Annotated in this window: 24 protein-coding genes; 15 read left to right on the forward strand and 9 right to left on the reverse strand. The window is 70.9% G+C overall.

From position 1 onward, the window contains the following. Nucleotides 1-2 precede the first annotated feature (2 nt). Complete coding sequence (locus EFL26_RS02285; RefSeq protein ID WP_123221279.1) at nucleotides 3-929, forward strand: methylenetetrahydrofolate reductase; 927 nt, start codon at nucleotides 3-5, stop codon at nucleotides 927-929. A 20-nt stretch (nucleotides 930-949) separates the two neighbouring features. Here the strand turns inward: EFL26_RS02285 and EFL26_RS02290 are convergent, their stop codons facing one another. Beyond that, complete coding sequence (locus EFL26_RS02290; protein WP_221176808.1) at nucleotides 950-1,354, reverse strand: PPOX class F420-dependent oxidoreductase; 405 nt, start codon at nucleotides 1,352-1,354, stop codon at nucleotides 950-952. 97 nt (nucleotides 1,355-1,451) lie between these two features. Further along, nucleotides 1,452-2,069, reverse strand: coding sequence for a dihydrofolate reductase family protein (locus tag EFL26_RS02295; RefSeq protein ID WP_123221281.1), 618 nt, complete (start codon nucleotides 2,067-2,069; stop codon nucleotides 1,452-1,454). 138 nt (nucleotides 2,070-2,207) lie between these two features. Here EFL26_RS02295 and EFL26_RS02300 point away from each other — a divergent pair, with 138 nt between their 5' ends. The 4 genes from EFL26_RS02300 (at nucleotide 2,208) to EFL26_RS02315 (ending at nucleotide 8,227) form a co-directional block, all read left to right on the forward strand. Then, a complete protein-coding gene (locus EFL26_RS02300; protein ID WP_123221282.1) occupies nucleotides 2,208-5,780 on the forward strand; it encodes an ATP-binding cassette domain-containing protein in 3,573 nt (1,190 codons plus the stop codon). A 119-nt stretch (nucleotides 5,781-5,899) separates the two neighbouring features. Then, nucleotides 5,900-7,456 carry an HD domain-containing phosphohydrolase gene (locus EFL26_RS24610; RefSeq protein WP_245999967.1) on the forward strand — a complete coding sequence of 519 codons (1,557 nt, stop codon included), beginning with the start codon at nucleotides 5,900-5,902 and terminating at the stop codon, nucleotides 7,454-7,456. A gap of 61 nt (nucleotides 7,457-7,517) precedes the next feature. Next, nucleotides 7,518-7,949 (forward strand): hypothetical protein, encoded by a 432-nt coding sequence (locus EFL26_RS02310; protein WP_123221283.1) that lies wholly within the window; start codon nucleotides 7,518-7,520, stop codon nucleotides 7,947-7,949. Beyond that, a complete protein-coding gene (locus EFL26_RS02315) occupies nucleotides 7,946-8,227 on the forward strand; it encodes a DUF4242 domain-containing protein (RefSeq protein WP_245999970.1) in 282 nt (93 codons plus the stop codon). The genes EFL26_RS02310 and EFL26_RS02315 overlap by 4 nt, the downstream gene beginning before the upstream one ends. A 344-nt stretch (nucleotides 8,228-8,571) precedes the next feature. Here EFL26_RS02315 and EFL26_RS02320 read toward each other — a convergent pair whose 3' ends face one another. After that, complete coding sequence (locus tag EFL26_RS02320) at nucleotides 8,572-9,069, reverse strand: pyridoxamine 5'-phosphate oxidase family protein (RefSeq protein ID WP_123221284.1); 498 nt, start codon at nucleotides 9,067-9,069, stop codon at nucleotides 8,572-8,574. Nucleotides 9,070-9,200: 131 nt separating this feature from the next. Here EFL26_RS02320 and EFL26_RS02325 point away from each other — a divergent pair, with 131 nt between their 5' ends. After that, on the forward strand, nucleotides 9,201-9,563 hold the full coding sequence (locus tag EFL26_RS02325) for an ACT domain-containing protein (RefSeq protein WP_148046605.1): 363 nt from the start codon (nucleotides 9,201-9,203) through the stop codon (nucleotides 9,561-9,563). A 3-nt stretch (nucleotides 9,564-9,566) separates the two neighbouring features. On the opposite strand, the gene EFL26_RS02330 is transcribed toward EFL26_RS02325, so the two are convergent. Next, on the reverse strand, nucleotides 9,567-10,346 hold the full coding sequence (locus EFL26_RS02330) for an SCO6745 family protein (protein ID WP_123221286.1): 780 nt from the start codon (nucleotides 10,344-10,346) through the stop codon (nucleotides 9,567-9,569). A gap of 118 nt (nucleotides 10,347-10,464) precedes the next feature. Beyond that, nucleotides 10,465-11,496: a Gfo/Idh/MocA family protein gene (locus EFL26_RS02335; protein WP_123221287.1), complete on the reverse strand. Its 1,032-nt coding sequence runs from the start codon at nucleotides 11,494-11,496 to the stop codon at nucleotides 10,465-10,467. 326 nt (nucleotides 11,497-11,822) lie between these two features. Between EFL26_RS02335 and EFL26_RS02340 the strand changes: the two genes are divergently transcribed. Further along, a complete protein-coding gene (locus tag EFL26_RS02340) occupies nucleotides 11,823-12,383 on the forward strand; it encodes a dihydrofolate reductase family protein (protein WP_123221288.1) in 561 nt (186 codons plus the stop codon). Nucleotides 12,384-12,408: 25 nt separating this feature from the next. Here the strand turns inward: EFL26_RS02340 and EFL26_RS02345 are convergent, their stop codons facing one another. Beyond that, the gene (locus EFL26_RS02345) at nucleotides 12,409-13,122 is read right to left on the reverse strand and encodes a DedA family protein (protein ID WP_123221289.1); all 714 of its coding nucleotides are present in this window, start codon (nucleotides 13,120-13,122) and stop codon (nucleotides 12,409-12,411) included. A gap of 336 nt (nucleotides 13,123-13,458) precedes the next feature. Here EFL26_RS02345 and EFL26_RS02350 point away from each other — a divergent pair, with 336 nt between their 5' ends. After that, nucleotides 13,459-14,520 carry an IS110 family RNA-guided transposase gene (locus EFL26_RS02350; RefSeq protein ID WP_183407998.1) on the forward strand — a complete coding sequence of 354 codons (1,062 nt, stop codon included), beginning with the start codon at nucleotides 13,459-13,461 and terminating at the stop codon, nucleotides 14,518-14,520. Between the two features lie 33 nt (nucleotides 14,521-14,553). Here the strand turns inward: EFL26_RS02350 and EFL26_RS02355 are convergent, their stop codons facing one another. From EFL26_RS02355 to EFL26_RS02365, 3 genes are read right to left on the reverse strand one after another with little or no spacing between them, the layout of a single operon-like run. Then, a complete protein-coding gene (locus EFL26_RS02355; protein ID WP_123221290.1) occupies nucleotides 14,554-15,447 on the reverse strand; it encodes a haloalkane dehalogenase in 894 nt (297 codons plus the stop codon). 10 nt (nucleotides 15,448-15,457) lie between these two features. Further along, on the reverse strand, nucleotides 15,458-16,144 hold the full coding sequence (gene npdG / locus EFL26_RS02360) for an NADPH-dependent F420 reductase (protein ID WP_123221291.1): 687 nt from the start codon (nucleotides 16,142-16,144) through the stop codon (nucleotides 15,458-15,460). Further along, nucleotides 16,141-17,499 carry an aminotransferase-like domain-containing protein gene (locus EFL26_RS02365; RefSeq protein ID WP_221176809.1) on the reverse strand — a complete coding sequence of 453 codons (1,359 nt, stop codon included), beginning with the start codon at nucleotides 17,497-17,499 and terminating at the stop codon, nucleotides 16,141-16,143. The genes npdG and EFL26_RS02365 overlap by 4 nt, the downstream gene beginning before the upstream one ends. Before the next feature lie 149 nt (nucleotides 17,500-17,648). Here EFL26_RS02365 and EFL26_RS02370 point away from each other — a divergent pair, with 149 nt between their 5' ends. The 7 genes from EFL26_RS02370 (at nucleotide 17,649) to EFL26_RS02400 (ending at nucleotide 24,941) form a co-directional block, all read left to right on the forward strand. Continuing rightward, nucleotides 17,649-18,497 (forward strand): nitrilase-related carbon-nitrogen hydrolase, encoded by an 849-nt coding sequence (locus tag EFL26_RS02370; RefSeq protein ID WP_123221292.1) that lies wholly within the window; start codon nucleotides 17,649-17,651, stop codon nucleotides 18,495-18,497. Between the two features lie 136 nt (nucleotides 18,498-18,633). After that, nucleotides 18,634-20,064: a dihydropyrimidinase gene (gene hydA, locus EFL26_RS02375; RefSeq protein WP_123221293.1), complete on the forward strand. Its 1,431-nt coding sequence runs from the start codon at nucleotides 18,634-18,636 to the stop codon at nucleotides 20,062-20,064. 69 nt (nucleotides 20,065-20,133) lie between these two features. Next, nucleotides 20,134-21,162 carry a TIGR03842 family LLM class F420-dependent oxidoreductase gene (locus EFL26_RS02380; RefSeq protein ID WP_123221294.1) on the forward strand — a complete coding sequence of 343 codons (1,029 nt, stop codon included), beginning with the start codon at nucleotides 20,134-20,136 and terminating at the stop codon, nucleotides 21,160-21,162. Further along, nucleotides 21,159-22,046 (forward strand): ABC transporter permease, encoded by an 888-nt coding sequence (locus tag EFL26_RS02385; RefSeq protein WP_123221295.1) that lies wholly within the window; start codon nucleotides 21,159-21,161, stop codon nucleotides 22,044-22,046. Before EFL26_RS02380 ends, EFL26_RS02385 begins: the two co-directional genes overlap by 4 nt. After that, nucleotides 22,043-22,885: an ABC transporter ATP-binding protein gene (locus EFL26_RS02390; RefSeq protein WP_123221296.1), complete on the forward strand. Its 843-nt coding sequence runs from the start codon at nucleotides 22,043-22,045 to the stop codon at nucleotides 22,883-22,885. The genes EFL26_RS02385 and EFL26_RS02390 overlap by 4 nt, the downstream gene beginning before the upstream one ends. After that, nucleotides 22,882-23,715: an ABC transporter permease gene (locus EFL26_RS02395; protein WP_221176810.1), complete on the forward strand. Its 834-nt coding sequence runs from the start codon at nucleotides 22,882-22,884 to the stop codon at nucleotides 23,713-23,715. The genes EFL26_RS02390 and EFL26_RS02395 overlap by 4 nt, the downstream gene beginning before the upstream one ends. 74 nt (nucleotides 23,716-23,789) lie before the next feature. Then, nucleotides 23,790-24,941 (forward strand): ABC transporter substrate-binding protein, encoded by a 1,152-nt coding sequence (locus tag EFL26_RS02400; RefSeq protein WP_123221297.1) that lies wholly within the window; start codon nucleotides 23,790-23,792, stop codon nucleotides 24,939-24,941. Nucleotides 24,942-24,988 lie beyond the last annotated feature (47 nt).

Consider the following 24,988-nt stretch of genomic DNA (forward strand, 5'->3'; position numbering starts at 1 on the left):
GCGTGGATCTGCAGCGACGCATCCTCGAACGTCGGGGCGAGTTCCTGCTCTTCGCGCTGACCCCGCCGCGGGAGGCGACGCCCGCGGTCAGGGTCCAGGAGATTGCCGACGTCACGGCCAAGCGGCTCCAGGACCTGGACCTGGACGGCCTCGTGCTCTACGACATCGACGACGAGAGCGACCGCAACCCCGAGGAACGTCCGTTCCCGTTCCTGCCCACCATGGATCCGGCGGAGTACCTCTCCCGTCACCTCGAGGGCTGGAACATCCCCACTGTCGTCTACCGGGCGGTCGGGAAACATGCCGAGCCTGAGCTCAGGTCCTGGCTGAGCACCCAGGAGCCGGACCGTGTCCTGACCGTCTTCGTCGGAGCCTCCTCGCGCACCAAGCCGGTCGCGACGTCGTTGCGACGCGCCCAGGATCTGCGGGCCGAAGCGGCACCGGACCTCTTGCTCGGCGCCGTCGCGATCCCGGAGCGCCACACCCGCACCGGCGAGGAGCACCTGCGGATGCTCGCCAAGCAGGCTGCCGGATGCTCGTTCTTCGTCACCCAGGTGGTGTACGACGTCAACGCGGCCAAGAACCTCGTCTCGGACTACCTCTACGAGTGCGTGCAGCGCAGCGTCGACCCGGTGCCGATCGTCTTCACCTTCTCGGTGTGCGGGTCGATGAAGACCCTGGAGTTCCTGCAGTGGCTCGGCGTGGACGTGCCGCGCTGGATCCAGAACGAGCTCCGGCATGCCGAGGACACCCTGGAGGCCTCCTTCGACCAGGCCTTCGCGACCGCGCGCGAGCTGATCGCGTACTGCCGACGGGTCGGCGTCCCGTTCGGGATCAACGTGGAGAGCGTCTCCAACCGCCGCAGCGAGATCGAGTCGTCGGTGAACCTCGCCGCCCGTCTCCGGGACGAGCTGGACGGCTCTGCCTGACGAGATGGGCCTCGAGCCGGCTAGGCCTTCTGGATGCGGATCCCGATCGACGCCTCGGACCCCCGGAGTCGGCTGAACAGGGTGCCGATGGTGCCCTGCACCCGGTACTTCCGGTTGACGATGCGTCGTACGCGCGGACTGTCGGCATGGTCGAGCACCTCGGCCCTGCCGTTGACCAGCGGGGCGCCGGCCTTGACGCGGCCGCGGACGTCACAGGGTTGGAGCGTGACGGCGGGGTTGTTCCGGATGCGCGTGACCTTGAAGGCATCGGTGTCCGAGAAGAAGTACAGGTCGTCGCCGTCGGGAGCGATCCATACCGGCGTGGACACGGGCGTGCCGTTCTTGCGGTAGCTGGTGAACGAGACGTACGACGCGCGCCCGACCTGCTCCCAGGCCCGGTCGTCGGGCTGTGCCGATGCGGACACGCTGCTCCTCGGTGCCGTGAGTGGCGCCTCCCTGATCACCAGGGAGGAAGGTGGTGGCCACGCAGTTTCCCACACAGGCACTGCGCGGTCCCGCCGGCTACACGTGATTCGGCGCGTACGTCGGACGCCCGGCCGGCCGGTACACCTGGACCGACACGCCCTTCGAGTCGGCGTGCGAGCTGACGAGCTCCAGCGCGACGTCCGGGCCGGCATCGGGGAACAGCCGAACACCCTGGCCGAGGATGACAGGAACGACGAGCAGGGTGAGCTCGTCGACCAGGTCGTGCGCCAGCAGCCAGCGGATCAGGCCACCGCTGCCGTGCACCTGCAGCTCGCCCGACGCCGTGGCCTTCAGGTCCCTGATCGCAGCAGCAAGGTCCGCGCCGAGGACGGTGGTGTCTGCCCATTGCGGGTCGGTGAGCGTGGTCGACGCGACGTACTTGGGCGTGCTGTTCAACGCGACGCCGATCGGGTGGCCGCGCATCTCCTCGCGTCGTCCCCACGTCTCGGCGAACATCTCGTAGGTACGCCGGCCGAACAGGAACGCGTCGGCGCGCTGGTAGGTCTCGGTGATCAACGTGGAGGTCTCGTCGTCGAACCTCCCCATGGCCCACCCGGCGCGGTCGAAGCCACCCCGGCGCTCCTCCTCGGTGGCGTGGCCGTTCCCCTGCATCACACCATCCACGGTGACCTGCGTCATCGTCGTCAGCCGCATGGTGCAGCTCCCTTCACCTCGTGGGCCCTGGTGGCCCCTCACCTGCTCCACGAACGGCCCGGCCCCGATACGACAACCCTGGACGGGCCGGAAAACCAGGAGAGAACCGTCGGCGGCCCGCATAACGTGGTCGGGGCCATGACACTCACCACGGCTCGGGCCGACATCACCGACCAGCAGCGCGCGACGCTGCCGGTCGTCGATCCGTCCCGCCGCGTCGACCTGCGCCGGCTGAGCAGTCCGGTCGCAGCCGCTGCCCTCGCCGCCTCCGCGGTCGGCGCGGTCGGGATGACGCTCGGCACCGTCGTGGCCGGGCGGCTCGCGGAGCACCCGTCCCGCAGCCTGGTCTGGCTGCTGGCTGCCTGCCTCGTCGGTGCGGCCGTCGTGGACACCGCCGGCAAGATCGCCTGGGTCGGCCGCTCCGATCGCGCCGAAGGCCGCCTGCGCGAGGACCTGCTCCGGGCCGCCCTGCGCCAGCCACTGTCCGCGCTGAACGAGCAGGCCGTCGGCGAGGTCCTCGACCGGGTCGACGACGACACCCACGAGGTCGGCAACCTCGTCCGGTGGCAGATCTGGATGCTCGCGCGCACCCTCTTCGGCACCGTGCCGATGTGGCTCGTCGCCGGCCTGACCTGGTGGCCGTCCTTCGTGCTCTTCCCGGTGCTCGCGGCCCTCACCTGGCTCGCCATCCGGTCGCTGCTCGGTGAGATCTCGCGGCGGAAGGTCGTCGAGGAGATGGCGTGGACCGACCACGCCGCCGTGCTCGAGGAGGGGATCGCCGGGCGCGACGACCTGCGCACCAGCCTCGGCCAGGCCCACGTCGTACGCCGGGTCGCCCGGCTCTCCGCCGACGTGCACGCGAAGTTCAAGGCCGTCGTCGACATCGAGAGCCGACTGGTACGCCGCGCCGGCGTCATGCTGCACGCCCTGCTCGCGGGCATCGCGGTCGCCGGGGTGGTCCTCGCCTCCCGCGACCACCTCTCGGTCGCCCAGCTGGTGACACTGTTCCTGGTCACCTCGACGTTCGTCGGCCAGATCGCGATGGTGACCTACCACCTGCCGGACCTGCAGGCCGGCCTCGGCGCCGTCATCCGGCTGCGGCAGATGCTGGCCATGCCGCCCGAGCCAGAGGGCGGGAACACGCTCCCGGACGGGCCGCTCGACCTCGAGCTGCGTCACCTCGACTTCGCCTACGCCGAGGGCACCTTCGCGCTGGAGGGCATCGACCTGAGGGTCCCCGCGGGTCAGACCGTCGCCCTGGTCGGCCGCACCGGCTCCGGCAAGTCGACGCTGGCGGCGCTCATCTCGCGCGCCATGGAACCGCCGCGCGGCACGGTCTTCCTGGGCGGGGCCGACGTCCGCGACCTGGACCTCCAGCGGCTGCGGCGTGCGGTCGGCGTGGTCACGCAGCGCACCGAGATCCTCGCCGGCACGCTGTCCGAGAACATCACGCTCTTCGGCGACCTGCCCCGGAGCAAGGTGGAGGCGGCGGTGGTCGAGCTGGGCCTGGACGGCTGGATCGCGGGTCTGCCGGACGGCCTCGACACCCTCCTCGGTCCGGGCGGCACGTCGCTCTCGGCCGGGGAGGAACAGCTCGTCGCCTTCGCCCGGCTGCTGGTGCGCGACGTCCGCGTGGTCGTCCTCGACGAGGCCACCGCGCGGATGGACCCGCTCACCGAGACCCGCGTCGTCGCCGCAGCCGATCGACTGCTCGCCGCCCGCACCGGCATCCTCGTCGCCCACCGACTGTCCACGATCGAGCGGGCGCCGCTGGTCGCGGTCCTCGACCACGGTCGCGTCGTCCAGCAGGGCACCCGCACCGAGCTCGCCGTCACGCCCGGACCGTTCCGCGAGCTGCTCCGCGCCAGTCGCACCGACCACGGGCACGACACCGCCGCCGCGGACGGACTCGACGACCGGGGCACGGTCGCGGCCGAGCTCTCCGCCGCCGAGCCCGCGGAGCCCGAGCACCACGCCGTCGGTGGACGCCGGCGCTCCGGCCCGCCGCCCGAGCTCGCCGCCGTCGGCACCGGACCGTCCCTCGCGCGCGGGATCGCGCACGCCCTCGCGGTGCGCCCGTGGTGGGGCGCACTGGGCGCGTTGATGTTCCTGCTCGCCTCCCTGACCGGGGCTCAAGGTGCCGTCACCGGCCTGCTCTGGGGACGCGTCGTCGAGGACCTCCGGCACGGCGGAAGCCCGACGTGGCTGACCGGCGCCGTCGTCGTGAGCATGCTCGCCGCCCCGGTCCTGCTGGCCAACGCGTTCTGGCGCTACCCCCGCTGGTGGGTCGAGGTGATGCTCCGGGCCCGGATGTCCGTCCTGCACGGACAGACCAGGCAGCGTCGGCTCGCGCGCACCCCACCGGGCGAGGTCGTCGCGCGCTCGATGGACGCCGACCGCTACGCCCGGTACGCCGACCGCTGGGTCGACTTCGTCAACGGCCTGATCATCGCCGGCATCACCGCGCTGCTCGCCGGCACGTGGCTGGCCGGCACGGTGCTTCTCGTGGTGATGGTCTCGTCGGCGCTCGCCTCGACGCTGGGCCGCCCGATCGCGGGTCGGTCGGCGGCCGCGTCGTCCGCTGCCCGGGCGCGGTTCGGCCGCGCCCTGGTCTCGGCGCTGGACTCGGCGCGCACCGTGAAGCTCGCCGCGGCCATCCCGGAGGTGCACGCCCACCTGCGCCACGTCGACTCGGGCCGGGTCGCTGCTGCGGTGAAGGAGCACCGGGTGCAGGCGTTCCTGGACGGCGTACCCATGGTGATGGTGCAGAGCGGCGTCGTCGCGTCGTGGGCGATCTACTTCGAGGGCGGCTGGAGCCTGGCGATCGCCCTGCTCGTCGCCAACGCGGTCGCCGGATTCGACTGGTTCGGCCGGGTAGCCGGGATGGTGGTCACCGAGGCGCCCGGGACGCGGGCCTGGCAGAAGGAGACCAGCCGCTTCGCCGGCGGGGCCGACCTGATGGACCTTCCCCCCGGGGTGGACCTCGTCAGTGGCGCGGCTCCCGAGCCGGCGCCCGTACGGCGCGTGCCGCTCGAGCGCCTGGAGCTCGCCGGCTTCTCGGCGATCCACGACGACGGCACGATCGGCGTCAGCAACCTCGACCTCACCGTGAGGGCCGGCGAGCTCGTGCTCCTGGTCGGGCAGGTCGGCTCCGGCAAGTCGAGCCTGCTCTCGGCGCTCGCCGGGCTGATGGAGCACGCGGGCTCGCTGCGCTGGAACGGCCAAGAGGTCACCGACCCGCAGTCCTTCCTCCGGCCGGCGCAGGTCGCCCACGTCGCCCAGGTGCCTCGGGTGCTGTCCGGCAGCTTCTCCGACAACGTGCTGCTGGGTCACCGGCGGGCCTTCGACGACCCGGTCGCCGCCGCCCGGCTCGGACGCGACATCGAGGAGGCCGGCGGCAAGGACGCGCGGGTCGGTCACCGCGGCGTACGACTCTCGGGAGGGCAGGTCCAACGGCTCGCCCTGGCCCGGGCGCTGGCGACGGACGCCGAGCTGCTCCTGGCCGACGACGTGTCGAGCGCCCTCGACGCCAACACCGAGATCGAGCTCTGGGCCGCCCTGCGCGAGCGGCGCACGACCGTGATCGGTGCCACCGCCAAGCGCGCAGCCCTCGCCCAGGCCGACCAGGTCGTCGTCCTCGTCGACGGCGAGGTCGCCGCGGTCGGCGACTGGGACGAGCTCGCCCCGACGTGGCGCCACCTCGCAGGCTGACGACCCGCGCGGGCTGTTGTCATTCGACGGATCTCCTGCCGAAGTGAGCAGCGGCCCCGACGTTCGGAGTCTTCAGCCGATCGCCGCCTCCCCGGCTGCCACGGTGCCATCATGAGCGCGTGTCCAACACGGCCCAGCCGGTGCGGTTGTCCGAGCTCGTGGCGACCCTGTCCCTGGTCTCGGACCTCGGCATGGGGCGGCCGATGGAGCGCGTGCTCAGGCAGACCCTGATCGCGCTCCGGCTGGCCGACGCCGCAGGTGTCGAGGCCGAGAACCGGGCCGCGGCGTACTACACGTCGCTGCTCACGTGGGTCGGGTGTGCGGCCGACACCAGCGAGGTCGCCGCGCTCTTCGGCGACGAGACCGCTCTGTACGCCGACACCCACGACGGGGACCTCGGCGGCATGACCATGGCGCTGTTCGTGCTGCGCCACCTCGGCGGAGGGTCGTCGCGGCTGCACCGGCTCGGCATGATGGGCGGCTTCCTCGCCACCGCCGGCCGCTCGGTCCAGCGGGTGATGCAGAACCACTGCCTGGCGGCGAGCGACCTGGCCGGCCGGCTCGACCTCGGCGACGAGGTGAGCCGCCCGCTGCTGCAGGCCTTCGAGCGCTGGGACGGGCGCGGGGTGCCGGGCCGGGAGGGCGCCCTCGACCTCGCGCCGGCGATCCGGGTCGTGCACCTGGCCGACGTCGTCGAGGCGTTCTTCGACACCGGCGGGAAGGCGGCCGCGGTGCAGGTCGCGCAGGAGCGCCGCGGCACGCAGTTCGACCCGGCGCTCGTCGACGCGTTCCTCGCCCGTGCGGACGAAGTGCTCGCGGGCATCGGCGACGTGCAGGTGTGGGACGAGGTGATCGCGCTGGACCCGCGGCTGGGCGCGACGCTGACCGAGGCCGAGCTCGATCGCGCCCTCGAGGCCTTCGCGGACTTCGCGGACCTCAAGACGCCGTACCGGACCGGCCACTCGCGCGGCGTCGCCGCCTGGGCAACCCGCATCGCGGGCCGGCTGGGACTGTCGGACGCCGACACGACCCTGGTACGTCGAGCCGCGCTGGTGCACGACCTCGGCGTGATCGGCGTCCCGAGCCCGGTCTGGAACCAGCCGCGGTGGTCGGTCAGCGAGCGCGAGCGGGCGCGCACGCACCCGTACCTCACCGAGCGGATGCTCTCCCGGGTGCCCGGGCTCGAGGCGGTCGCCCGCACCGCCAGCCTCCACCACGAGCGTCTCGACGGCTCCGGCTACCCGCACGGGCTGGGACGGGACGCGCTGCCGCTGCCTGCCCGGGTCGTCGCCGTCGCCGACGCCTACCAGTCGCTGCTCGACGCCGACCCCCGGGAGCCGGCGCTCGACCCCGACCAGGCGGCCCTCCGGCTGCGCGAGCAGGCCCGGGCCGGTGAGCTCGACGCAGACGCGGTCAACGCGCTGCTCGCGAGCAACGGCCGCAGGGCACGCAAGCGCGAGGTGACGCCCGGCGGTCTCACCGACCGCGAGGTCGAGGTGCTGATCGAGCTGGCCCGCGGGCTGTCGAACCCGCAGATCGCCGCCGCGCTGAGCGTCTCCCGCAAGACCGTGTCCACCCACCTCGAGCACATCTACGCCAAGCTCGGGGTCTCGACCCGGACCCAGGCCGCGCTCTTCGCGATGCAGCACGGGTTCGTCGGCGCTCCTCCCGACTGACGCCGAAAGATCAGGCACCTGCCCGATCCGGCGCGGACCTGTCCGCGCCTAGAACTGTGCCATGACCACCACAGCAGCCCCCGCCACCGGCGGGCCGGCGTCGCCGAGCTACACCGCCGCGGGCACCTTCCCCGAGCACCTGGTCCGCCGTGACTTCGCCGGCCTCGGCGACACGGTCGCCGAGACGGCGTACTTCCAGGCACTCGTCCCGCGCGGCCTGCGCGAGTGGACCGGCCCGGACGGCGTGCGCGAGGCGTTCACCGGCTGGTTCGGCGACCTCGACGACTTCGACGTGGTCGAGGCGGTCGTCGGCGGCGTCGGCGAGCGGCTGCACCTGCGCTGGCGCGCCCGCGCCCGCGGGGAGAAGCTCGACGGCGTGTGGTGCCTCGTCGAGCAGGAGATGTACGCCGACACCGACGACTCCGGCCGGCTCACCCGGCTGCGACTGCTCTGCTCCGGCTTCTGCCCCGAGCAGGCCCGATCCGGCGCGTGAGCGCCGACCCCACGAAGGAGACCACGATGGCACTGTTCATGGACGTCCACACGATCGACGGCGGCGTCAGCCTCGACGACGTCGCCGGCGCGCACCTGGCGGACCTGGCCACCCAGGGCCAGCACGGCGTGCAGTACCTGCACTACTGGGTGAACGAGGACCAGGGCAAGGTCTTCTGCCTGGTCGAGGCACCGACGGCCGACGCCGCCGCGACCGTGCACCGCGAGGCGCACGGACTCGTGGCGGACGAGATCTACCCCGTCGCCGAGGGCAGCTGAGGCGCCGGGGCGTCGTTCGGCCCGTCACGCCGCCTCGGCGGCCGCCTTGATCCTGTGCAGGGTCGTGGTCATGCCACGGTGCAGGTCGTCGTCGCGGTCCTTGCTCCCGGTCCACTTCATCGTCACCCAGGTCATGACGTGCCATCAGCCGCCAGGCAGCATCGAGGATCTCCCGCACCGCGACACGACGCCGGCGGGTCAGCGCGAGCTTTCTTCGCGGCATGAGAGTGCACCTGCACGCGGCGGCGTGATCCACCTTGTCTGAGCGGATCGCGCTGATCCCGACGATTCGAGGCGGTCACCTGATGGTGTGCCGGACGTTCTCACGTGGGTCCGGCGCCCTCTCAGGGCCGATAGACCGTCTGCGAGTGAGGGTCCTTGCCGAACGCGATCACCTTCGCCGGCGCTACGACGTAGACCCACGGCCGACTGCCGTCGCCGTCGGTGAAGCCCTCGTCGTCGGCGTCCCACGCCCAGTCATCGCCGTACTTGCGCAGCCACGCCTCGGCGAGCGGCCGGAGGCGCTCGCGCCCGGTGACCCGGTGCGCGGTCCCCTCGACCACGACGTCGGTGCCTGACTTCCAGCCATTGCTGCCGGTCGTCACGGCCACGAGTGGCGAGTGCTCCAGGTTGAGGTGCTTCTGCTCACCGACGCCGGTGCAGAACGCAAACTGCCCGTCGCTCCAGACACCGACCAGCGGGGTCACGTGCGGGCGTCCGTCGGACCGCACGGTGGTCAGCCAGTAGAGCTGCGCCTCATCGAGCAGCGCGTCGATTGACTCCCATGAGGGTGCGGTGGCCGCGGGGTCACTGAAACGGATGTCGATCTTCCCTGTCGTCATGCTGTTGTCGACCAGCGCTCGGCCGTGAACTCATCGGTCATCCACCCACGTTAAGGGCTCGCGCAGGCGGCAGGTCGTCCTCTGGCACGAGCCCTGCGCACACCACGGTGTGCCACGATGCGCTGGTGTCGATGGCTGATGGTCAGACGTTGCGGCTGCTCGAGGGCCGGTACGTGCTGCAGCGCCTGGTGCCGGACGTCGAGGTCGCCGATGACGGCGAGGTGCTCGCGGTCGTGCACGGCCCTGACGGCGGAGCGTGCATGCGACGCCAGGACGAGGCCGCCGACGCGTGGGCGGCGTTGTGGAACGGCGACGAGGCGCATCCGCCGGACGCGACCGGCATGCTCGCTGCGGTCGTGGCACCTCTCGCCGCAGGCAAGGTGCCTGTCTGGGTCGCCGCCAGCTTCGACGGCGACGTCGTGATGATCCCGGATGATCGGCTGGATGAGGCGTCTGAGCTGCTACGCCGGGCCGGTCACCGGATCGTCGGCTGACGACTAGCGGGCGGAGGCAATCGGCTCGAGGCCCGCGGTCAGCTCCTCGAGCTCGTCTGCGCTGAGCACGTCGTACGCCGGCGCTGCCAGTTCATCGGTGAGCGTTTCGATCCGCTCCCTGGTCTCCCGGCCGGCAGCGGTGAAGCCCCCGGTGCCGTCCACGAGGCCGCGCCCGCGCAGCCCGTCGATCACGGCGGCCAGGTGTGCGCTGGGCAGGTGGGAGATCCGGCCGAACTCCTCCGCCTTCTGCCCGAGGGCGAGAGCCATGAGGACGTGGGCCTCGGTGCGACCGATGTCGTGAGCGACGAGGGCGGCGTTGTGCCCGTCCCCCCGGTGCTCGCGCAGAAGGTTCGCCGCGTGCCAGAGTCGGGCCACCGGCTCCTCGGGTACGACGAGCGCCCGGTGCGCGGCGTACAGGATCCGGCCCTCGGTCGGCGCACTGACGGCCGCTCGGGTGGCGAGCTCGGCGACTCGCGCCAGACCGGTGGACTCGGCGATCTTCCCGATCCTCTGTCGCAGCGCGGCAGCGCTGGCCCGCTCGCGAACGACGATCGCCTGTTCCGGGGTGACCTTTCCCCAGACCCAGGGGATGTGGCGTGCCACCTCACCGGCGGCGAAGTTGTAGAACACCGCGTCCACCACCTCTGCCGGGACCAGGCCCAGCGGCGCGGCCCGTCCCGCGAAGTATCCGTCCCAGTAGTTGCGCATGCCCAGGGCCAGGAACGCCTGGTTCACCGCATCGGAGAAGGTGACCGTGGCGATCGGCTCGATGAGCTCGAACATCCGGTGGATATGGGCCTGCGAGTGTGTCAACGGACATCTCCTGCGGTCACGGCGGCGCCCCTCGTGGACGGTCTGTCACGTCAGCCACGAACGACGCGCACCGAATACGACATCGCGTTCAGCCAGCGGCTCCTGGACGAGCGAGCGCATGTCGGGTGGCACTGACGCGGGCGGCCTCGAGGACGTCCGCTGTCGCGACGGCGTCGGTGGCGTTCACCGGTGGCGGTCCCTCGCCGCGCACGGCTCGGGCGAAGGCCGGGTAGAACGTGTCCCACGCACCACGGGCGAGTGTGACCGGTGCGGACGTCGACGCCGTGTGGATGCGGTCGAGCTCGGAGGGCGCTTCCACACCCCAGGTGTCGGTGGTCGACGGCGTCGCGCCGGTGACGAGCAGACCCTCCTGGGTGTCTGCTGTCGTGACGACCAGGGACGCGGTCGTACCGGTGACCCGGAACCGCGGCCCGGGGGCGTGCTGGCTCCAGCTGCCCCACAGGTGGGAGATGGCGCCGTTGGTGTGCCTCAGGGCGACGAAGACGTCGTCGTCGAGCCCGGTCTCGCGGATCATGTACTCGGCGTACACGTCCTCCACCGGTCCCAGCAGAACGAGTGCCTGGTCCACGAGGTGCGCTCCGAAGTCGAGCAGAGTGCCACCGCCCGACCGTCCCGGGCCCCTGCCAGGGGCGTACCTCTCGAATCGCGACTCGAACCTCCGCACGTCGCCCAGGGACCCATCCCCGACGAGGTTCCGCACCGTGAGGAAGTCGGAGTCCCACCTGCGGTTCTGGTAGGGGCTCAGCGTCACTCCGCGCTCGACTGCGAGCGCGACGCTGCGGCGTGCGGCCTGCGGATCCAGGCTGAACGGCTTGTCGCAGACCACCGACAGGCCCAGCGCGATGGCCTTGTCCGTGAGGTCCGAATGGGTGTCGGCCGGCGTGGAGATGGCCACGGCCTCGGCGCCGGCGTCCGCCAGGGCCGTGAGGGAGTCGAACGTGTCGAGGCCGGGATGGTCGGCAGCCACGAGCTCGCGGCGCTCGCTCGACGTGGTGACCACGCCGAGGAACTCACACTCCCGCGCGGAGGAGATCAACGGCGCGTGGAAGTACCTGCCCCCGAAGCCATAACCCACCAAACCGAACTTGACCGGGTCCATCCGTGTCAGTCTCCTCGAGCGAAGGGTCACTCCCCGTTGCGGTGCGCGAACCCCGCTTGCCGCCCTCACCCTACGAGAGCAGGGAGCGGTTCCAGCTCAGGCAGAGGTCCATCGTCATGTCCTCGAGACGTCGATGAGCTGTGGGGCAACCGGCGGTCGTCCTGGCCGCATCACGGCGAATCTACCGGGGGTGCGATCCACACGTTCGGATCTGACTCCGCCGAAGGAAGGTCACTCGGGTGTCGGATCCGGAGCGGCTCGTTCGTGGTGAGAGCAAGGGCGTGACAACACCGTCGCGTCATGAAGAATCGCACCAAGGAGGAACGATGTCCCTGTCCGTGCTCGACATGTCCGTCTCGGTCGACGGCTTCGTCGCCGACGTGAACGACTACCTGGGTGGTGAGGACGGCGAGCGGCTGCACGCGTGGGCCGACTCACGGGACCCGTCGCGGCCGGTCAAGCAGTTCGAGGACGAGTGGAGCGCGGCCGGAGCGATCCTCGCCGGCCGCCGGACCGCAGAGCTCATGGATCACTGGGGTGGTTCGCACGGTGGCGTGCCGATCTTCGTGCCCAGTCACCGTCCGCCGCCTCCGGCCGCCCGCTGGGGGTACCCCTTGGTCACCTACGTCGCCGACGGCATCGCGAGCGCCATGGAGCAGGCTAAGGCCGCAGCGGGCGGCAAGGACGTGCAGGTCCGTGGCGCCAACGTCGCGCAGCGAGCCCTCGAGGCCGGCGTCCTCGACGAGATCCAGATCCACCAGATCCCGGTCCTGCTCGGCAACGGTCGCCGGCTCTTCGACGTTCTGCCGGCGGAGATCGAGCTCGACATTCGCCACGTGATCGACACCCCCGAGGCGACCCACATCCGCTACCGGGTTCGCCGCTGAGTCGACGCGCCCAGCTCGGGACGCGTCACTTGAGTGCGGGGCGACGTCTTCGAGCTTGAACGCCGATCACCACGAGGACCACCACGATGGTCAGGAGCGTGGAGTAGTGGTCGACCCGGCGGACGACATCCACGGCGGGCTTGCCGATGGTGTAGCCAAGGCCGACGACGGGGCCGACCCAGAGCACTGTGCCGAGGAGGTCCAGCGCCAGGAAGGTGCGCAGACGCATCCCCGACAGCCCCGCGGCCGCGTAGATCAGCACCGTCGGTAGCGGAAGGTAGTAGGCCAGCACGACGCCCGCTGAACCGTACCTCTCGGCCATGCGCTCGAGCCGGACCGCACGTGCCTCGCGTTTCGCCCGTGCGCGTGGCGAGGAACCGCTGCCCAGGAGGAGGTGCAGTGCACGGTCGCCCCACCGTCGCCCCGCCCACCAGAAGACCCAGTCGAAGATCATCGTGGCGGGCAGAGCGGCCGCCACGGCGAACCAGAGCGGCAGCTCTCCCAGCCGACTGCGTGCACCGACGGTCACCTCGGCCAACGTCGACCCGCTGAGGATCTCCAGCAGCAACGGGTGCGACCCGATCAGCGCCGGCACGAGCGGCCACAGTGCGAGCGAGTACGCCAGGTAGATGCCGAGCAGGAGCGCGATCACTTTGTCCGCCCGTCCGGCGGTCTGACCCCAGGGTGCGCGCACCGTGGGTGACTCCTGCGGGTCCGGGCCATCCGTTGCGAGCCTCATCCAGACGAGTGTCCCACCCGTGACGTAGGACCCGCACGACGTCAGGCGTCGAGGGGCTGCCGGCTGGCGGCGGAAGGACTGTGAGGATCGCCAACGCAGCCTGACGGTGATGGGCTGTGGGTTGGTGACTACGGGTGTGACCCCCGGAATGACTGGCCTTGGTGCCTTAGTGCGACATGTCCACTCGTGGTTGCCGGCCCCGGCCCGGTTGGAGGAGCTGGCCTGATCAGGAGCTTGACCACCTGGCGTTAGAGGCGCCGGATGTGTCTCATCACAGTCCTGCCGAACCTCCGTCCCGGACCGGAACCACGTCCCGTCCAGCGAAGGAGAGAACGCATGACCAGTCTGACCGATCTACGCGACGTGGTCGATGTCGTCATCGGCGTCGACACCCACGTCCACACCCACTCCGCTGCTGTGGTCGACACCGCGACCGGTGGCGTCCTCAACGAGATCACTGTCGAGGCGACAGCCCAGGGCTATGCCGAGCTCGTGGCGTTTGCCAACAACCACGCCACGTTGCGGGCCTGGGCGATCGAAGGGACCAGTGGCCACGGCGCGGGCCTGAGCCGTCACCTGCTGGAGGCCTCGGAGATCGTCATCGAGTTGGACCGCCCGAAGCGGTCTGCGCGCCGCAACGGTGCGAAGTCCGATCCGCTCGATGCGATCCGGGCTGCGCGTGAAGCGATGTCCCGACCCAAGTTGGGGACCCCGCGCAGCGGGGGCGAACGCCAAGCCCTGTCGGTGCTCTTGGCTGCTCGCCGCTCGGCGATCAACGCCTCCACCGAGGCCCAGCTGCAGGTCTTCAGCCTGGTCATCGCCGCACCCGAACCCATCCGTGCCCGGTTCCGTGGGCAGAAGCTTGCCGCGATGCTCAACACCGCCGCGGGCCTGCGGGTGCACGCCTCCTGGGACGTGGAGACGACCAGCACGGTCGTGGCGCTGCGGACCTTGGCTCGTCGCGCGCACGCGATGTTGAAGGAAGCACGTGAACTGCAGAAGGCGATCCTGGCCATCATCCGCAGCTGGCGACCCGACCTGCTCGAGGAGTTCGGCGTCGGACCGATCGTCGCCGCGACAGTGTTGTGCGCCTGGTCCCACCCTGGCCGGATCCACTCCGAGGCAGCGTTCGCGATGCTCGCCGGCGTGGCACCCATCCCTGCCAACAGTGGCCAAGTCACCACCCGTTATCGACTCAATCGTTACGGCGACCGAAGCCTCAACACCGCCTTGCACACGGTCGTGCAGATCCGGATCCAGTACCAGCAAGCCACCCGCGACTACGTCGCCCGCCGCACCGCCGAGGGCAAGACCAGCCGAGAGATCAAACGCTGCCTTGCCCGCTATGTCGCCCGAGACCTCTACCGCCTACTCGAAAACGGGGCCGCAGCTGCTTGACGAAGCATAGGAGCGTCGCGCCCCGGCGACGCGTCAGCGGGCGCCGCGCATCCAGTCCACGGTGCGGCGTGCGATCTCCGGGCCGGCGTCCTCCTGCACGAAGTGGCTGCCGGACAGGCGGGCGTGCGGCTGGTCGCGGGCGCCGGGCACATGCTGCTGGAGGGGGCCGTCGGCGCGGCCGAGGATGGGGTCGCTGTCGCCGAAGAGGGTGAGGAAGGGCTTCTCCCAGGCGCCGAGACGCGCCCACGCGGCCCGGTTGGCCGGCACGGCGGGGTCGTCGGGCGAGGTCGGCACCAGGCGCGGGAAGGCGCGGGCGCCGGCGAGGTGGCGACGGCTCGGGTACGGGGCGTCGTACGCCGCCCGCTCGGCCGGCGAGAGCGCGCGTTTCGTGCCGGTCGCGACGATCCGGCCGACCGGGAAGACCGGCGACCAGGTCGCGAAGGCACGCCAGACCCGGAAGGCGGGCGGGGTGCGCCGGTCGGCGGTCGGGAGGAAGCCGTTCGCGACCACGATCCGGTCGAACCGGTCGCCGTGCTCGGCGGCGAGGCGCAGGCCGAGCAGCGAGCCCCAGTCCTGGCAGATCAGCGTGATCCGGCGCAGGTCGAGCGCCTCCATCCACTCCCGCAGCCAGTCGACGTGGCCCTGGTAGGTGTAGTCGGAGAGCCGGGTCGGCTTGTCCGAGCGGCCGAAGCCGACCAGGTCGGGTGCGACCGCACGCAGCCCGGCCTCGGCGAAGACGGGCACCATGTGCCGGTAGAGGTAGCTCCACGACGGCTCGCCGTGCAGCATCAGCACGACCTCGGCGTCGCGCGGCCCCTCGTCGAGGTAGTGCACGCGCACGCCGTCGGCGAGCGTCACGTAGTGCGGCTCGAAGGGGTAGTCCGGCAGGTTCGCAAAGCGTTCGTCCGGGGTGCGCAGCAGGTCCACGGCCGGTCGCTCAGATGTCCGTGACGCGGACCCCGGCGTGCGCCTTGTAGCGCCGGTTGACGCTGATCAGGTTCGCGGTCAGGGCCTCGACCTGATGGGCGTTGCGGCGGCGGCCGGCGTACACGCCCCGCATGCCGGGCACGGTGTCGGCGAGCGCCTGGACCAGGTCGGTCGCCTCGCGCTCGTCGCCCAGCACCAGGACGTCGGTCTCGACCGACGTCACCTCCGGGTCCTCGAGCAGCGTGGCGCTGACGTTGTGGAACGCGCCCACGACCGTGCTCTCGGTGAGGATCGCCGCGGCCTGCTCGGTGGCGGAGCCCTCCTCGACCTTCAGCGCGTAGGCACCCTGCTTGTCGAAGCCGAGCGGGTTCACGCAGTCGACGACCACCTTGCCGGCGAGCGCCTGCTTCAGCGACTCGAGCAGCTGGTCGTGGCCCTCCCACGGCACGACGACGAGCACGAGGTCACCGGCCTCGGCGGCGCTCAGGTTGTCGGTGCCGGTGATCGCACCGCCCGTGGCTGCGGCGAGCTCGGCGCCGGTCGCCGCGCCCTTCTCCTGCGTGCGGCTGCCGATCACGACGGTCAGCCCGGCCTGGGCGAACCGACGGGCGAGCCCGCGGCCCTGGGGACCGGTGCCGCCGAGCACGGAGATGGTGAGGTTCTTCAGGTCGGGCACGGCGCTGTCTGCAGTGGTCACGCGCCGTAGCGTACGGCCCCGGCCGTCGCCGCCGCCGCGAGAGCGCCAGCCACGTGAGACGCCGCCTTCGTCTCGACGAGCCCGGCCGTCACGCGCAGGTGGTCGCCCCCGTTGCCGGACTCCTCCGGGCCGGGCGCCAGGAAGGGCGTGCCACCGGCCGCCCGGATGCCGAGCGTGGTCAGCTGCACGAGCGCGCCCCGCTCGTCGGCGACGGGGAGCCACAGGTTGATGCCGTCGGGCACGGCGAGCTCGATGCCGTGCTCGGCGAGGGCGGAGCAGAGGGCGGCCTGCCGCTCGGCGTACGTACGCCGGGCGACCTCGACCGCCGCCACCGAGGCCGGCTCGACGAGGAGGTCGAGGAGGATCGTCTGGAGCATCCGGGAGGTCCACCCTGCGCCGAGCATCCGGCGGGCCACCAGCCGGTCGACGAGCTCGCTGGGGCCGCCGAGCGCGGCGATCCGCAGGTCGGGGCCGTGCGACTTCGAGAACCCGCGGACGTGCATCACCTGGCCGGGGAGCCACCGGCCGAGCGAGACGTCCTCCCCCACGCTGATCGCCCCGGAGTGGTCGTCCTCGATCACGATCGCGGTCGACCGCGCGCGACGCACGGCACGGGCCAGGTCCTCGGCCCGGCGCGGCGACATCGAGACGCCGGTCGGGTTCTGCGCCCGCGGCTGCAGGACGATCGCGGCGGGCTTGCCCTTGAGCGCTCGGGTCAGGGACGCGACCGTGACGCCCTCGGCGTCCAGGTCGAGCGGCACGATCTCGGCTCCGAGCACGTCGAGCATGTCCAGGAACGCCGGGAAGCCGGGGCTCTCGATCGCCACCCGGTCGCCGAAGCCGACGACCTGCTCGAGCGTGCGGACCACGGCGTCCTGGGCGCCGTTGACCACGGTGACCACCTCCGCCTCGAACGGCCAGGTCGAGGCGAGCACGTCACGCAGTTCCGGGAGCACCGGGGAGTCCTGGTAGACGTTCGTGTCCGCGGTCGGGCGCACCCGCCTCAGCGCCGGCGCGAGCGGGGGCAGCAGCGCCGGGTCGGGCGTGCCGCGCGAGAGGTCGAGCGGCAGGCCCTCGACGTACCCGACGAGACCTTGCACGCGCGGGCTGAGCCACGGCTTCGGCTCGGTGCGCACGAAGCTGCCGGCGCGGCCGCGCGACTCGATCAGGCCGGCCCGACGCAACGCCTGCCAGGCCTCGCTGACCGTGGCGGGGCTGACGCCGAGGGTGGCCGCGACGTGGCGCACGGTGGGCAGCCGGTCACCGGGCGAGAGCTCGCCCTGGCGGATCTGCCGGGCCAGGGTGCCGGCGATGCCGCGCGGCGAGCGGTCGTCCAGATCTTCGAGCCTGGCCACCTTCACCCCCGGGTCGATTCGTGCGCCCCGAACTCTTGCGCAGGGCTTTACGGCGGTGATACACCGGGAAACCAATCCGAAATGTTCAGAGCAGAAGATAACAGAAAATCCGACCTCGACGACCTCGAGGAATCCTGCGGAGGGGTGGCATGGACACAGTGCGAGCAGCGATCTCACAGACGACCTGGACCGGCGACAAGGCGTCGATGCTCGACAAGCACGAGCAGTTCGCGCGTGACGCCCACGACCTGGGCGCGCAGGTGATCTGCTTCCAGGAGCTGTTCTACGGCCCGTACTTCGGGATCACCCAGGACAAGAAGTACTACCGGTACGCCGAGCCGGCGGACGGCCCGATCGTGCAGCGCTTCGCCGCGCTCGCCCAGGAGCTCGGCATGGTGATGGTCCTGCCGATCTACGAGGAGGAGCAGACCGGCGTCTACTACAACACCACCGTGGTGGTCGACGCCGACGGCACGATCCTCGGCAAGTACCGCAAGAACCACATTCCCCACGTGGAGAAGTTCTGGGAGAAGTTCTACTTCCGGCCCGGCAACCTGGGCTATCCCGTCTTCGACACCGCGGTCGGCAAGGTCGGCACCTACATCTGCTACGACCGGCACTTCCCCGAGGGCTGGCGCGAGCTCGGCCTCAACGGCGCCCACATGGTCTTCAACCCCAACGCCACCAAGCCCGGCCTCTCCAACCGGTTGTGGGAGATCGAGGGCCCGGCCGCCGCGGTCGCCAACGGCTACTTCGTGCTGCAGCCCAACCGGGTCGGCCTCGAGGACAACGAGTACGGCGACGAGGCGGTCAACTTCTACGGCACCAGCCAGATCATCGACCCGCGCGGCAACTACGTCGGCGAGCTGGGCAGTGACGAGAAGGAGGAGCTGATGGTCCGCGACCTCGACCTGCGGATGGTGCAGGAGATGCGCGACGACTGGCAGTTCTACCGCGACCGGCGGCCCGACTCGTACACCCGGATCGCCCAGCCGTGACCGCCCCGGAGGTTTCGAGGCTCGCTGGCGCCCGCACCTCAACCACCGGCGCCGGGGGCACGAGCCCGGTGGTTGAGGTGCGAGGAGCGCCAGCGACGAGCCTCGAAACCACCGACACCTGGAGGAGGACCCACCCATGACGACCCTCATCAAGAACGGCACGGTGGTCAACGCCACCGGCGCCACCCCGGCCGACGTGCTCGTCGACGGCGAGACGATCGTCGCGCTGCTCGCGCCGGGCTCGACAGCGCTCGGGCAGATCGACGCCGACACCGTGATCGACGCCGCCGGGAAGTACGTCATCCCCGGCGGCGTGGACGCGCACACCCACATGGAGCTGCCGTTCGGCGGCACGAACGCCTCCGACACGTTCGAGACCGGCACGCGCGCGGCTGCCTGGGGCGGCACCACCTCGATCATCGACTTCGCGGTGCAGCGCTACGGCGAGCGCGTCGAGGAGGGCCTGGCCGCCTGGCACGCCAAGGCAGACGGAAACTGCGCGATCGACTACGGCTTCCACCAGATCATCGGCGGCGTCGACGAGTTCTCCCTCAAGGCGATGGAGACGCTCGTCGACGAGGGCATCACGTCGTACAAGCTGTTCATGGCCTACCCGGGCGTCTTCTACAGCGACGACGCCCAGATCCTCAAGGCGATGCAGCGGGCCGCCGACCTCGGTCTGCTCACGATGATGCACGCCGAGAACGGCCCCGCGATCGACGTGCTGGCCGAGCAGCTGGTCAGCCAGGGCAAGACCGACCCGTACTTCCACGGCATCGCGCGCGCCTGGCAGATGGAGGAGGAGGCGACGCACCGCGCGATCATGCTCGCCAACCTCACCGGCGCACCCCTGTACGTCGTGCACGTCTCCGCCAAGCAGGCGGTCGAGCAGCTCGCCTGGGCCCGCGACAAGGGGCAGAACGTCTTCGGCGAGACCTGCCCGCAGTACCTCTACCTGTCCCTGGAGGAGCAGCTCGGCGCGCGCAGCGACGACTACGGCGCGTTCGAGGGCGCGAAGTGGGTGTGCTCGACGCCGCTGCGCTCGCGCGCCGAGGGCCACCAGGACTCCATGTGGCAGGCGCTGCGCACCAACGACCTGCAGATGGTCTCGACCGACCACTGCCCGTTCTGCATGAAGGACCAGAAGGAGCTCGGCAGGGGCGACTTCCGGGCGATCCCGAACGGCATCGGCTCGGTCGAGCACCGGATGGACCTGATGTACCAGGGCGTCGTGACCGGCGAGATCTCGCTGGCGCGCTGGGTCGAGCTGACCTCGACGACGCCGGCGCGGATGTTCGGCCTCTACGGCAAGAAGGGCGTGATCGCGCCCGGTGCCGACGCCGACATCGTGGTCTACGACCCGAACGGGCACACGTCGATCGGCTACGGCGAGGGCAAGACGCACCACATGAACATGGACCACTCCGCCTGGGAGGGCTTCGAGATCGACGGTCACGTCGACACCGTGATCTCCCGCGGCCGGGTGCTGGTCGACGGCGGGGCGTACCTCGGCAGCCCGGGCCACGGGCGCTACCTCAAGCGCGGCCTCAGCCAGTACCTCATCTGACCCAGGTCCCCGGGGTTCGAGGCTCGCGAGCTCGCACCTCAACCACCGGGGTCGACGAAAGGACCCATCATGGACTTCGGCGTCGTGCTGCAGACCAACCCGCCCGCGTGGCGCACGGTCGCACTGGCGAAGCAGGCGGAGGAGCACGGCTTCGACTACGTCTGGACCTTCGACTCCCACCTGCTCTGGCAGGAGCCGTACGTCATCTACAGCCAGATCCTCGCCGAGACCCGGCGCGTGATCGTCGGGCCGATGGTGACCAACCCCGCCACCCGCGACTGGACCGTCACCGCCTCGGTGTTCGCCACGCTCAACGAGATGTACGGCAACCGCACCGTGGTCGGCATCGGGCGAGGCGACTCGGCGGTGCGCGTGCTCAACGGCAAGCCGACCACCCTCAAGGAGGTCCGCGAGGCCACCCACGTGATCCGCGAGCTGGCCAACTGCCGCCCGGTCGAGCACAACGGCTCGACGCTGCAGTTCCCGTGGGCGCGCACGTCGGCGGTCGAGGTGTGGGTCGCGGCGTACGGGCCGCTGGCGCTGAAGACCGCCGGTGAGGTCGGTGACGGCTTCATCCTCCAGCTCGGCGACGTCGACATCGCGAAGTGGATGATCGCGCAGGTGCGCAAGGCGGCCGAGGACGCCGGCCGCGACCCCGAGGCGATCACCTTCTGCGTCGCCGCGCCGGCGTACGTCGGGTCCGACGACGCCGCGTCGGTCAAGCACATGCGCGAGCAGTGCCGCTGGTTCGGCGGCATGGTCGGCAACCACGTCGCCGACATCGTGGCCAAGTACGGCGAGGGCGCGGACTTCCCGCAGGTGCTCACCGACTACATCAAGGGCCGCGAGGACTACGACTACAACGAGCACGGCCGGGCCGGGAACACCCACACCGAGTTCGTGCCCGACGAGATCGTCGACCGGTTCTGCATCCTCGGCACGCCCGAGCAGCACGTCGCCAAGCTCCAGGAGCTCAAGGCGATCGGGGTCGACCAGTTCGCGGTCTACCTCCAGCACGACAACAAGGAGGAGACCCTCCGCCAGTACGGCGAGACGATCATGCCCCGGCTGCGCGACCACGTGACGGCCAAGGCATGACGGCTCCCTCGGCCTGGGCCCGGTTCGCGGTCCGGGCGCTGCTCGGCACGGGCGGCGTCCTCGCGGTCGCCGGCTTGTGGGAGGCGTACAAGGCACTCGGCCCCGACACAGGGGTCGTGGTCCACGGCGTCGTGGTACTCCCCCGCACCACCGACATGGCGATGCCGCACGTGTGGGACATGCTCCACAAGTTCTCCCAGCCGGTGAACATCTTCTCCGGCCACCAGACCGTCGGCTCGGCGGTGCTCGACGCCTGCGTCTTCTCGCTGAAGCTGGCGGCGACCGGCTGGCTGATCGGAGTGGTGGTCGGGTTCGCCCTGGCCGTGCTGATGGCGCGCTTCCGGCTCGCCGAGTCGGCGATGCTGCCCTGGATCGTGCTGAGCCAGACCGTCCCGCTGATCGCGATCGCGCCGCTCGTCCGCAGGTGGGGTTCGCAGATCCACATCGGCGGCTGGACCTGGACCAGCGAGAACTCGGTCGCCGTCATCGCGGCGTACCTGGCGTTCTTCCCGGTCGCGGTCGGCGCCCTGCGCGGCCTCCGCTCCCCCGACGCCACCCACCTCGACCTGATGCACGCGTACGGCGTCGGCTGGTGGCGCGGCCTGGTCAAGCTGCGGCTGCCCGCCAGCGTGCCCTACCTGCTGCCCGCGCTGCGCCTCGCCGCCGCGAGCGCGGTCATCGGCACCGTCGTCGCCGAGGTCTCCATCGGCCTCCGCGGTGGTGTCGGCCGGATGATCATCGAGTACGCCCAGTCCGCCGGGGGCGACCCCGCGAAGCCGTGGGCGCCGATCTTCGGCGCGATCGGCGTCGGACTGGTCGCCGCCGGCGCGGTGGGCCTGATCGGCCTGCTGCTCCGGCCCTACCGACGCGGGGAGGCGTCATGACCCACGCCCTGACCGACGATGCCGTGACCAAGGACGGCTGCGCGATCCGGGCCAGCGGCGTCGGTCGCGTGTTCGCCGGCACCAAGGGACACCAGGTGATCGCGCTGGACGATGTGCACCTGGAGGTCGCCGAGGGCGAGTTCGTCTCGCTGATCGGCCCGAGCGGCTGCGGCAAGAGCACGCTGCTGCGGATCGTGGCCGACCTCGACCACCCGACCAGCGGGTCGCTCACCGTGTTCGGCAAGAGCACCCACCAGGCCCGCGTCGACCAGGACTACGGCATCGCCTTCCAGCAGGCCGGCCTGTTGCCGTGGCGCACCGTGGCCGCGAACGTCGGCCTCCCACTGGAGGTGCACGGCGTCGCGAGGTCCGACCGGCAGACCCGGGTCGAGGAGCTTCTCGAGCTGGTCGGACTGACCGACTTCGCCCGGTCCTATCCCGACCAGCTCTCCGGCGGCATGCAGCAGCGCGTCGCGATCGCCCGTGCGCTCGCGGAGAGCCCGCGCCTGCTGCTCATGGACGAGCCGTTCGGGGCGCTCGACGAGATCACCCGCGAGCGGATGCAGGCCGAGCTGGTCCGGATCTGTTCGGAGACCGGAGCGGCCGTGCTCTTCGTGACGCACTCGATCCCCGAGGCGGTCTTCCTCTCCGACCGCGTGGTCGTGATGACCCCACGGCCCGGGCGGATCATCGAGATCGTCGACTCCCGGCCGACGGCCGGGCACGCCCGTGACGACGAGTTCCGCGACGCGGAGGAGTTCTTCCACACCATCGCCCGCGTGCGCGAGCTGCTCCACGGCGGCCCGGTGGCCGCGGCCCGAGGAGTGGAGACCCGATGAGCCTGGCGGCCACCGAGCGGGCCGAGGCGACGCTGCGCATGCGGCCGCTGCGCGATGCCCGGTTCACCACGCTGCTGGCTCCCGCCCTGCTGGGCGTCGCGACGATCGGCCTCTGGCAGCTGGTGGTGGACGTCTTCAACATCGACGCGTTCATCGTCCCGTCGCCGCAGTCGATCTGGTCGGAGTTCCTCGACAGCCGCAGCTCGATCTGGCACGGCATGCTCGGCACCGGCCGCAACGCGCTCTACGGCCTGCTGATCGGGGCCGCGCTCGGCATCCTCGGCGCGCTGGTCGCGAACGCCGTCAAGGTCATCGACCTGATGGCCGTGCCGATCGTCGCAGCGCTCTCGGTGGTGCCGATCGTCGCGCTGGCCCCGGTGCTCTACACGATGTTCGGCGCCGCGGCGAACACCGCGCGCGTGATCGTCGCCGCGCTCACCGTGATCATCCCGGTGTACGTCAACACCCTCCGCGGGCTGCGACAGGTCAAGGTCGTGCACCGCGAGCTCATGCACGTGTACGCCGCCCGCCCGGTGTTCGTGGCCCGGGCGGTCACGCTGCCGACCGCCTCGCCGTACGTGTTCACGGGCCTGCGGATCGCGAGCTCGCTGGCGGTGATCTCGGCGCTGATCGCTGAGTACTTCGGCGGCCCGGTCGACGGGCTCGGCAAGGCGATCACCACCGCCGCCTCCAGCAGCAACTACCCCCTGGCGTGGGCCTACGTGCTCGGCTCGATCCTGCTCGGCCTCGCCTTCTACGTGGTCACCCTGCTCGTCGAGCTGCGCGTGGCCCGCCACAGTTCCCCGTCAACGTCGACGGTGTCCCTGTAAGTCCCTGCAAGTCCGACCCAGGAGCAGCACCACCTCACGCAGCACCACGTTGCACGACCAACCCGAGGAGAACCATGAAGCCAACGTCCAACCGCAGGAGACGCGGGGCGATCGTCGCCGTCCTCGCCCTCGTCCTCGCGGCCGTGCTGGCCGCCTGTGGCAGCAGCAACGACGACTCCGGCGCGTCCGGCTCGAAGAAGCTCACGCCCGTCAAGCTCCAGCTGCAGTGGGTCGCGCAGGCGCAGTTCGCCGGCTACTACGCCGCCGTCGCGAAGGGCTACTACAAGGACGAGGGCCTCGACGTGCAGATCGTCGAGGGCGGCCCGGACATCGTTCCGATCGACGCGCTGAGCGCCGGCGACGTCGACTACGCGATCTCGTGGGTGCCGAAGGTGCTCGGCTCGATCGAGGCCGGCGCGAAGGTCACCGACGTCGCCCAGGTCTTCGAGCGAAGCGCCACCACGCAGATCTCCTTCAAGGACAAGGGCATCGCGGGGCCTGCGGACCTGAAGGGCAAGAAGGTAGGCAGCTGGGGCTACGGCAACGAGTGGGAGCTCTTCGCCGGCATGCAGAAGGCCGGGGTGACCCTCAAGGACATCTCCCTGGTGCAGCAGGCCTTCGACATGAACGGCTTCCTCGCCGGTGACATCGACGCCGCCCAGGCGATGACCTACAACGAGTACGCCCAGGTCCTGGAGACCAAGAACCCCAAGACCGGCAAGCTCTACACGCCCGACGACCTGAACGTGATCAACTGGAACGACGTCGGCACCTCGATGCTCCAGGACGCGATCTGGGCGCCCACCGACAAGCTGTCGGACTCGAAGTTCGCGGACGAGACCGTGAAGTTCATCAAGGGCTCGATCAAGGGCTGGGTCTACGTGCGTGACCACCCGGAGGACGCCGCCAAGATCGTCACCTCGGCCGGCTCGAAGCTCGGCGAGAGCCACCAACTGTGGATGACCAACGAGGTCAACAAGCTGATCTGGCCCTCCACGGGCGGTGCCGGGATGATCGACGAGAACGCCTGGAAGCAGACCGTCGACATCGCGCTGGGCACGAAGAACGACCAGGGCAAGACGATCATCACCAAGGCGCCGCCGTCGACGGCGTACAGCAACGAGTACGTCCAGAAGGCGCTCGACGAGCTCAAGGCCGAGGGCGTCGACGTGATGGGCACCGGCTTCAAGCCGATGGACGTCACGCTCAAGGAGGGCGGCGCGTAGGCGCCGGCCACCGCACACCAACCTCGGGACATGTCCCGGTCGGGTGG

The sequence above is a fragment of the Nocardioides pocheonensis genome (genome assembly GCF_003725535.1).
Taxonomy (GTDB): domain Bacteria; phylum Actinomycetota; class Actinomycetes; order Propionibacteriales; family Nocardioidaceae; genus Marmoricola; species Marmoricola pocheonensis.